Genomic DNA, 10,166 nt, shown 5'->3' with positions numbered 1-10,166 from the left:
GATGAGCCAGATCCTCCAAAGGCACATCACGTCAAGACGCCCATTTTATCTGACGACGGACAATGGCCGTGGTAGAGGCCGGTTGTCGCCCATTCGCCGACACCGTCGACGGTCAGAATTGCCGCATTGTCGTAACCGGACCCATCAAATGCCGCGGCCGCGTGGGAAAGGTGGTGTTCGGAGTAGTGGACCGGACCTTCGTAGCCGATCTCCGACTTCAGCAGGGCCGGCAGATCAGCTCCCTCGTGGATGTAGTGGCGTACGTGCCGGTCGACGACGGAGAGGTCCGACTGCGGATAGGACTTCGCGACCGAAAGGGCGCGCTCCAGTTTCAGCAATTCCTTCTCGTAGAAGGCGACCGCGTCGATCTGGCCGGCTTCGATACCTGCTTCCCGGAGGCAGTAGCGGATCGCCAGGCCCGGGAACCGGCTGTCATGCTTGCGGCGGGAAAACCGCTCCTCCTCCGCGGCGGCCACTATCTGACCGTCGCGGATCAGCGCTGCGGCCGCATCGTGATAGTAGCAGGACAGGCCGAGAATGATCACCGCTGGTCACCATAGGGATTCGAGAGGTCGAAGCGGTGGCGACGGCGGTCCGTCCATGTGCTCTCGCCTTCCCGGCTGGGGATCGGCTCGGCCATGGCAATCAGTTCCCTGATGATCCTGAGGCGGCGATCTTCATCATCAAGGGAGGCATCCGCTGCAGTGGTCTTCGACATTGGGGCTTCTGAACTCCGCTGGAATCGGCTCGGGTCTTATAACCACACGTGCCACCCGCAGCAAAGTCCGAAGGCAGACCCGGACTCGGGGTTGCCGGCGATTAGTGATCCGCGTTCCAGAGCAGGAATGTTTTGGGTCGCGGAGGGAGGCTGCGACGAGTCCTCGATGATGTGGCGATTGTGTCGATCCGACCCCTTCGGGCTTTGTCCGCCGCTCGCCTCTCCCCCTATGGATTGTTCCATTGCGAATGACTATACCGGGCGTCCCGTGCCCGCCATTGGGGCCTCAGGCGCAGAGGAACAGGGACAAGCATGACGGTTTCGGAACGGATCGCCGTGGTCGGTCTGGGCTATGTGGGGCTGCCGCTGGCCGTGGCGTTTGCGCGGGCCGGCCTGGATGTCGTCGGCTATGACATCAGCCGCGCGCGGGTCGAGGAGCTGGCGGGCGGCCACGACCACACGGGCGAAGTCGAGGACGGTGGCCTGGCCGGGCTCGAAGGCATGTTCACCTGCGAACCGGAGCGTCTGGCGGACAGGACGGTCTACATCTTCGCGGTGCCGACGCCGGTCGACAGCGCCAACGTGCCCGACTTCGGGGCCCTGCTGGGCGCCTGCCGTCTGGTGGGGCCGCACCTGCGCCCCGGCGATCTGGTGGTCATCGAATCGACGGTCTATCCCGGCGTCACCGAGGAAATCTGCGGTCCCGAACTGGCGCGGATATCGGGGCTCAAACTGTTCGAGGAGATCAAGCTGGGCTATTCGCCCGAGCGCATCAATCCGGGCGACCGCGAACATACGCTGGAGCGGATTGTCAAGGTCGTCTCCGGCCAGGACGCGGAAACGCTGGGTCGCGTGCGCGCGCTCTACGACACCGTGATCAAGGCAGGCACGCACCCGGCCGAATCGATCAAGGTCGCCGAGGCCGCCAAGGTGATCGAAAACATCCAGCGCGACATCAACATCGCCCTGGTCAACGAACTGGCGATGCTGTTCGACCGCATGGGCATCGAGACCGAGGCCGTGCTGCGCGCCTCCGGCACGAAATGGAACTTCCTGCCGTTCCGGCCCGGTCTGGTCGGCGGCCACTGCATCGGCGTCGATCCCTATTACCTGACCCACCGGGCCGAGCAGCTCGGCTTCCACACACAGATGATCAGCGCCGGCCGACGCATCAACGACAGCGTTGCCGGCTTCGTGGCCCAGAAGGTGCTGGAACTGCTCTACCGCCACGGCCGCAAGGCGCCCGGCCGCAAGGCGGCGATCCTCGGGCTGACCTTCAAGGAGAACGTGCCGGACCTGCGCAACAGCAAGGTCGAGGCTCTGGTCAGGCAGCTCGGCAATTACGGTCTCGAGGTGGTGGCCCACGATCCGGTGGTCGGCGCCGCGGAGGTCCGCGAGGAACTGGGGCTGACACTGTGCGGCGACGACGACGTGCTGGACGCCGACTGCGTGATCCTCGCCGTGCCGCACGACGCCTATCTGAAGGACGACGCGGCCTGGGTCATCGACCGGCTGGGCGATGACAGCATCGTCGTCGACATCAAGAGCCGGCTGCCGCGGGCGCGGCTGAAACCCTCTCAGGTCTACTGGAGCCTGTGAGCGCGCGCGGCGCAACGCGGGAAAGCGGGAGAACGGACGACATGACGGCTGCGGATGGGACGATGACCGTGCTGGTGACGGGCGCGGCCGGATTCATCGGCTATCATGTGGCCGAGCGCCTGCTGCGCGACGGCGTGCGCGTTGTCGGTCTCGACAATCTCAACAGCTATTACGACGTCCGCCTGAAGGAGGCGCGGCTGGCGCGCCTGCGCGGTCATAACCGCTTCGCCTTCGTCCGCGCCGCGCTGGAGGACCGTCAGGTGATCGAGGACGCTTTCGCCGAGCATCGCTTTACCCACGTGGTCAACCTGGCCGCACAGGCCGGCGTGCGTCACTCGCTGGAGGCGCCGCGCGACTATATCGACAGCAACATCGTCGGCTTCATGAACATTCTCGAATGCTGCCGTCACGGCGAAGTCGCGCATCTGGTCTATGCCTCGTCGAGTTCGGTCTATGGCGGCAACGAGAAGCTGCCCTTCTCGGTCTCCGACAATGTCGACCACCCGAAGAGCCTCTATGCGGCGACCAAGAAGGCCAACGAGCTGATGGCGCATGCCTACAGCTCGCTCTACGGCATCCCGACGACGGGCCTGCGCTTCTTCACCGTCTACGGCCCCTGGGGCCGGCCCGACATGGCGATGTATCTGTTCCTGGACGCGATCTACGCCGGCAAGCCGATCAAAGTCTTCAACAATGGCGACATGATCCGCGACTTCACCTACATCGACGACATCGTGGAGAGCGTGGTGCGGCTGGTGCCGCAGGCTGCGGCGCCGGATCCCGGTTTCGATCCGAAGGCGCCCGATCCGGCGACGAGCTGGGCGCCGGCCCGGGTCTACAACATCGGCAACTCCCGACAGGAGCACCTGATGCACGTCATCGGCCTGCTGGAGCAGGCGACGGGCATCGAGGCGGCGAAGGAATTCCTGCCCATGCAGCCGGGCGACGTCCAGGCAACCTGGGCCGATACGGCGGCGCTGGAGGCGGCGATCGGCTTCACGCCGGACACGCCGATCGAGGAGGGCGTCCGCCGCTATGTCGCCTGGTACCGCGACTATCACGGGAAATAGCCTGGCCGTTCCGTCCTCGCGGCGGAGCGGCTCGAGGCGGCCGAAACCCTAGCGGGCTTCGATTTCGGCCAGCAGATCCCGGGACTGCTCCTTCAGGGAATCGTTGCTGTCGGGGGATTCGATGATCCGGTTCAGGATAGCGACGGCGGCCTCTTTATCGCCGTCGGCGTAGCCCTGATCGGCAAGGATCAGCGCCCGCCAGTAGTCGGCATTGTCCGAACCCTCGAGGCTGGGGCGTTCGAAATAGGCCAGCGCGGCGGCCAGATCCCGTTCCACGCCGACGCCGTTGTAGAGTTCGGTCCCGGCGACGAAGGCGCCGATGCGGGAATCGAACTTCTCGACGGCGGCGCGGGCGAGATCGAAGGAAAGCGCCCTGTTGCGCTCTGCCACCGGGCCGCTGCGGAATTCACGCGAGAATTCGATGGCCTTTTCCTCGCCGACGGCCGCGACGTAATCGTCGACGAACAGCCGCCTTGCGTCCTCCTCCAGGCCTTCGTAGCGGAGTTCCAGTTCCTCGGCGCTCAGCGCCGCAAGGTCCTGAACGCCTCCGGTTGCGTCGGTCACCGGGGCGGGCGCTTCAGCCGACGCTGCGGCGGGCTTCTCCTCGGCCGCCATCGACGTCTGGTCCGCGGAATCGTCCGCGGCCGCTGACGGCTCGTCGCGTTCGACGGACACGGCCCGGGTACCGGCGTCCATGCCGACCATTTCGGCGGCGTCTTCAGCATAGAGGAAATAGGCGATCGCCGCGATCCCGGCGAGCGCGATCACGATGAGAAAGATCTTCAATGTATTTGCCATTTCGCTTGCCCCCGCTACCCGCTTCACGACCCTCTGATACCGCCCGGATATGGGCCAGCGATGTGTCGGAGATCAAGGGATTTCTGGAATCCCATGGCCCGGGGACGGGCGGCCGTGCCAGACCGTGACGGCGGCTTCATCCGTCTCCGCCGCCCCGGGGCGACAGTTCGGGCCGCTGATGGTAGGTTGTGTCGAAAGGGTCGGAGATCGTCGTCGTCCATCCGGGGGCGGTTGATATGAGGGTGTGACATGGATGACGATCCACTGCTGATCGCGCCGGCAGTCCCGCTGGTCGAGGACATGGCAGTCCCGGTGATCTGCGCCCATTGCGGGCAAGATCATGAGAGCTTCGATCACCAGGGTGCGGCGCTGAACGGGCCAGACGGCGCTTTTGTCACCTTCGGTACGAAGTGGGGCGGGGGCGATCCCGGCGACCCGGGTGGGGTCGTGACCTGGAGCATCGCCACCCAGACCCTCTCGGCGTCGGACGGCACTGCCATAACCCCGTTGGCGGATTTCATGCCGAGCGGATTCGAGGTGGACATCCAGGCGGCCTTCGACGCCTGGGAGGCGGTTGCGGACATCCGCTTTGTCAGGGTGGAGGACGAGGGCGGCGAGGCCGGGCTGGATCCGATCGGCGACATACGCTTCGGCGGCCAGTTCATCGACGGCGTCAACGGCACCCTGGCCTTCGCCTTCGGACCCGGCGAGTACCGCGGCCTGGACCTGATCGGCGGCAACGGCGCCACGGACGCGCTGAACGGCGAGGTCGCCTTCGACACTTCGGAGGCGTGGGAGACGTCGACGGCCGGCCCCGCCAACGGCTTTCAGGTTTTCCTGGTGGCGCTGCACGAGATCGGCCACGCCATCGGGCTGGACCACGAGGAGACCAACCTCGCGGTCATGAACGCCTTCTACAACGACACGCTGACGGGGCTGCTGGCGGACGACATCAACGGCGTGCAGTCGATCTACGGCAATGCCGGGACGGTGGCCGACCCGACCGAAGTCAGCGGCACCGCGGCCGGAGAAACCATTACAGGCGCGGGAACGAACAACGCGCTGTTCGGCCTGGCGGGGGACGACGTTCTGACGGGGGGCGCCGGCCTCGACGTGCTGCAGGGCGGCGACGGCAATGACACGCTTTCCGGCGGCGCGCTGCGCGACAAGATTTCCGGCGGCGGCGGCGCCGACAGTCTGGATGGGGGCTCGGGCGAGGATGTCCTCTCCGGCGGCCTCGGCGACGACATCTACGTGGTCGATAATGCCAACGATGCCGTCTTCGAGGCGGCCGGCGCCGGGCGGGACACGGTTCAGGCAAGCGGATTCAACTACTTCGTGGACGACAATGTCGAGGTGGTGCAGGTCGTCGGCGGCGCCGCGACGACCGTCACCGGTTCGGCGGCGGCGGAGGAGATTCTCGGCGGGTCGGCCGGTGACCTCATCTTCGGCGGCAGTGGCGATGACACCATCGACGGCGGCGGCGGCGGGGATCAGCTGCAGGGTGGCAGCGGGGCCGACAGCCTGACCGGCGGCGCGGGTTCGGACACGCTGTTCGGCGATGCAGGATTCGACACGCTGAGCGGCGGCGCCGGCGACGATCAGTTGAGCGGCCAGACAGGCAACGACGAACTGTTCATCTATTCCGAGGGCGATGACTCCCTGACCGGATTCGAAGGTGGCGCCGGCGCCGACGATGTCATCGACATCAGCGCCCGCGGAGACGTCACCGACTTCGCCGGTATCCTGGCCATCGCCTTCGAATCCGGCGCCAACGGCATCATCGATTTCGGCGGCGGCGACCGGCTGATCCTGTTTGGCGAGAACATCGCCAACCTGACCGAATCGGACTTCGTCTTCCAGGTCGTTCCGGGAGAGGCAATAGCCGGCGACAACAATGCCAACACGCTGACCGGCAGCGCCGGCGACGACACGATCGAGGGGCTGGGAGGCGCCGACTCGATCGACGGTCTCGGCGGCAATGACAGCATCCTGGGCGGCGACGGCAACGACGCCCTGTTTGGCGGTTCGGGGGCAGACACGATCGAGGGGGTCGGCGGCGCCGACTTCATCGACGGCGGCGGTGGCGACGATACGCTTCGGGGCGAAGCCGGGTCCTCCACCACGCCCGGCACATTCGGTCCGGATACCGTGTTCGGTGGAGGAGGCGATGACTTCGTCTTCGGCGGCGTCGGCGCCGACTCGCTGTTTGGCGGCGACGGCAATGATTTCGTATTCGGCGGCGGCAGCGGCCTGGACACGCTGGCCGGCGGCGCGGGCGACGATCAGCTGGGGGGCCAGACCGGCAACAACGAGATTTTCGTCTACACCGAAGGCGCCGACATCCTGACAGGCTTCACCGCGGGCGCCGGGTCCGGCGATGTCGTCGACATCTCCTCGCGCAATGACGTCACGGACTTCGCTGACGTCCAGGCGATCCTGACCGAGGTCAGCGGCAACGCCCGCATCGACTTCGGCAATGGCGATCGCATCTCGATCATCGGTCAGAGCGCCGCCAGCCTGACCGCCGGTGACTTCATCTTTGCGCCGGCCGGCCTGTCGCTGACCGGTGACGGGAACGCCAACACGCTGGCCGGCGGCATTGGCGACGATACGATTTCAGGTCTTGCGGGTCCCGACCTTCTGCAGGGGGCGGGCGGGGCGGACACCGTCTCGGGCGGCGACGGATCGGATACCCTGGATGGCGGTGACGGCAACGATACGCTGCGCGGGGAGGTCGGCACCGACCGGCTGATCGGCGGCGCGGGCAATGACATTCTGGATGGCGGCGGCGGCGCCTTCGACGTCGCCGACTACACAGGCTCGAACGCCGGCATCACCGCGGACCTGGCCGCCGGGACCGCGGCCGGCGACGGGACGGACACGCTCATCGGCATCGAGCGGATCGAGGGCGGCACCGGCGACGACAACCTTGCCGGCGACGCCAACGCCAATGTCCTTTCCGGCGGCGTCGGCAACGACACGCTGGACGGCCGGGGGGGCGACGATCTCTTCGGCGCCAATCTCGGCACCGGCAACGATACCGTCATCGGCGGAGAAGGCGCCGACCGGTTCCTGCTGGTCAACGCCGACGACAGGACGGCGGCCCTGAGCGCGGTCAGCGGCGCGGGCGGCGACACCATCTCGGGCGGCGGCGAAAGCTTCGATCTCAGTGCCGTCGAGGAAATCGAGTACCGCGGCGGGGCGAATGCCGATCAGTTCGACGGCTCTGCGGCGGCCGCCACGATCTTCGCCACACTCGGCGCGGGCGCGGACTCCATCGCGGGCGGCAGCGGGGACGACAGCCTTTCCGGTGAAGCGGGCGACGACACGCTGACGGGCGGCGCGGGCGCAGATTCCATGGATGGCGGCGACGGTGTTGACACCGTGGATTACTCGACCGCTACGGCAGGCGTGAATGTCTCGACCATCGGAGGCAATGGTTCCGGAAATGACGGCGAAGGCAGTGCGGATCAGCTTTCGAATTTCGAGGCTGTTATCGGGTCTGCATTCAATGACACGCTGTTTGGTTTCAGCACTCTTTTCGGCGGCGAAGGTGATGACGTTCTGACCGGCGAGTCGTCGCTCTCTGGCGGAACAGGTAATGATACGCTGCATGGCGGCGGCACCGGGGTGGTCCTGAACGGCGGTTTGGGAACCGATGTCGCTGTCTTCAACAACGACACCTTCGGCATTCTTGTCGACCTTGTTGCCGGGCTGACCGTCAACGACTTCGGCCTTGGCGGTGATCTGGCGTCCGACACCTTGGCGGGAATCGAGAATGTTCAGGGTAGCCAGGCCGCTGATTCCCTGACGGGGGATGAGAGGGCCAACGCAATCGATGGCCGTGGCGGCAACGACACCCTGGCTGGCGGCGATGACGATGACACGCTGAATGGCAGTTCGGGCAACGACTCGCTGGACGGCGGCGCCGGCTCGGACCGCGCCAGCTACGCCGGCAATCTGGCGAATTTCACCTATGGGCTGACCACGCTGGGCGTGCTGACGCTGACCGATACCATCGGCGGCGAGGGGGCGGACACGCTGACCGGTGTCGAGACCATTGCCTTCGCGGACCAGACTCTCTCGATTGGGGTCAGAAGCGATAGCGTCGATACCTTCTTCGCCGGCGCCGGCTCGCACATCATCGCCGGGCTGGGCGGCGTCGACGACCTGCGCGGAAATGTCGGCAACGACCTGATCGACGGCGGCGGTGCGGGCGACCTTATTCTCGGCAATGCCGGTCTCGACACGCTGCAGGGCGGGCTGGCGCGCGACACGATCTTCGGCGGCGACGACAACGATTCCGTCCTGGGCGGCGACGACGTGGATTCGCTCCGCGGCGACGGCGGCAACGACTTCATCGATGGCGGCGACATCACCGACTTCATGTTCGGCAATGACGGCGACGACACTTTGATCGGCGGGACCGGCAACGACCGGATGTTTGCCGGCGCGGACAACGACTCGCTGCAGGGCGACGCCGGCAACGACCAGATGTTCGGCGAGGCGGGCGCGGACACGCTGGTCGGTGGCGCCGGTTCGGACAGGATCGATGGCGGTACCGAGGCCGACAGCCTGGATGGCGGCGACGACGGCGATGTCATGCTGGGCGGCGACGGGAACGATACGATGTCGGGCGGCGCGGCGCTGGACCGGCTGTTCGGCGAGGCGGGCGACGATTCCATGTCCGGCGGAACCGGCAACGACTTTCTGCGCGGCGGTATCGGCAACGACACCATTGCCGGCGATGCGGGCGTCGACAACATGCGCGGCGAGGCCGGCGACGATTCCATGTCGGGCGGCGACGACACCGACATCATGGAGGGCAATGACGGCGCCGACACCATGGCCGGTGACGCGGGCGATGACCGTCTGTTCGGCCAGGCCGGCGCGGACCGGATCTTCGGCGGGGCAGGGATCGACCGGCTGGACGGTGGCACCGAAAACGACAGCATCGAGGGCGGCGCGGATGGCGACGACCTGCTCGGCGGCGCGGGTCTGGACACCCTGATCGGCGACGACGGCGGCGACAAGCTGTTCGGACAGGACGACGACGACCAGCTCTTCGGCGGCCTGGGTGGCGATCGCCTGGATGGCGGCCTGGGCAACGACCTGATCGACGGCGGCGAGGGCAACGACACCGTCATTGCCCGCGACGGTGATGACACCGTCAGCGGCGGCGGCGACAACGACCGCATCTTCGGCGAGGAGGGGGCGGACAGCATCGATGGCGGCGCCGGGCTGGACACCATACAGGGCGGTATCGGCAACGACACGATCACCGGAAATACCGGCGATGACCTGGTGTTCGGCGAGGACGGCAATGACAGCCTGGACGGAGGTGACGGCGCCGACCGGGTCGATGGCGGGATCGGCGACGACGCCGTGAGTGGCGGCCTGGGCAACGACACGGTGATCGGCCGCGGCGGCGCCGACACCATGTCGGGCGGCGACGGCAATGACTCGCTGTTCGCTGGTGCAGGGAATGACAGCGTTTCGGGTGATGCGGACAACGACCGGCTGGTGGGCGAGGCGGGCGACGACACCATGGCCGGTGGCCTGGGCGACGATCTGCTGGAAGGCCGGGGCGACAATGACAGCCTCGCCGGCGGCGACGGAGCAGATCAGCTGCACGGTGGGGCAGGCGCAGATGTGCTGGATGGCGGAAACGGCACGGACACCATCTCGGGCAATGCCGGCAACGACACGATGAGTGGCGGCGCGGATGCCGATGTTTTCCTCTTCGCCACCGATATTGCCGCCACGGACGCCGACATCATCACGGATTTCGAACAGGCCACGGACCGCTTCGTCCTGGTCGGGCTGACCGTCAACTCGGTGGCCGACGCCGATGCCGATGGGGACACCCTGGTCGACGACACGCTGGTGACGTTCTCCAACGGCGCCACCGTCGGACTGATCGGCGTCACCGGACTGCAGGAAAGCGATCTGTTCTAGACGTCGGCGGTCCGCAGGGA

At 66.7% G+C, this 10,166-nt stretch carries 4 protein-coding genes and 1 pseudogene; 3 read left to right on the top strand and 2 right to left on the bottom strand.

The features are described 5' to 3' along the window. Positions 1-80: 80 nt before the first annotated feature. Positions 81-545 (bottom strand): annotated as a pseudogene (locus tag CWC60_RS20620) (carbamoyltransferase N-terminal domain-containing protein); the annotation flags it as partial. A 485-nt stretch (positions 546-1,030) separates the two neighbouring features. Between CWC60_RS20620 and CWC60_RS20615 the strand changes: the two are divergent. Together CWC60_RS20615 and CWC60_RS20610 are read left to right on the top strand one after the other, a co-directional pair. Continuing rightward, entirely contained in the window at positions 1,031-2,317 is a 1,287-nt protein-coding gene (locus CWC60_RS20615) for a nucleotide sugar dehydrogenase (protein ID WP_109795813.1), read from the top strand. Between the two features lie 62 nt (positions 2,318-2,379). Beyond that, the gene (locus CWC60_RS20610) at positions 2,380-3,387 is read left to right on the top strand and encodes an NAD-dependent epimerase (protein WP_109795812.1); all 1,008 of its coding nucleotides are present in this window, start codon (positions 2,380-2,382) and stop codon (positions 3,385-3,387) included. Between the two features lie 48 nt (positions 3,388-3,435). Here the strand turns inward: CWC60_RS20610 and CWC60_RS20605 are convergent, their stop codons facing one another. Then, positions 3,436-4,185: an SEL1-like repeat protein gene (locus tag CWC60_RS20605; protein WP_109795811.1), complete on the bottom strand. Its 750-nt coding sequence runs from the start codon at positions 4,183-4,185 to the stop codon at positions 3,436-3,438. A gap of 249 nt (positions 4,186-4,434) precedes the next feature. Between CWC60_RS20605 and CWC60_RS24220 the strand changes: the two genes are divergently transcribed. Beyond that, positions 4,435-10,146 carry a matrixin family metalloprotease gene (locus CWC60_RS24220; RefSeq protein WP_109795810.1) on the top strand — a complete coding sequence of 1,904 codons (5,712 nt, stop codon included), beginning with the start codon at positions 4,435-4,437 and terminating at the stop codon, positions 10,144-10,146. Positions 10,147-10,166 lie beyond the last annotated feature (20 nt).

The sequence above is a fragment of the Minwuia thermotolerans genome, assembly GCF_002924445.1.
Lineage (GTDB): Bacteria > Pseudomonadota > Alphaproteobacteria > Minwuiales > Minwuiaceae > Minwuia > Minwuia thermotolerans.
The sequence above is the reverse complement of the archived record's forward strand: the minus strand, read 5'-3'. Positions and strand labels throughout refer to the sequence as shown.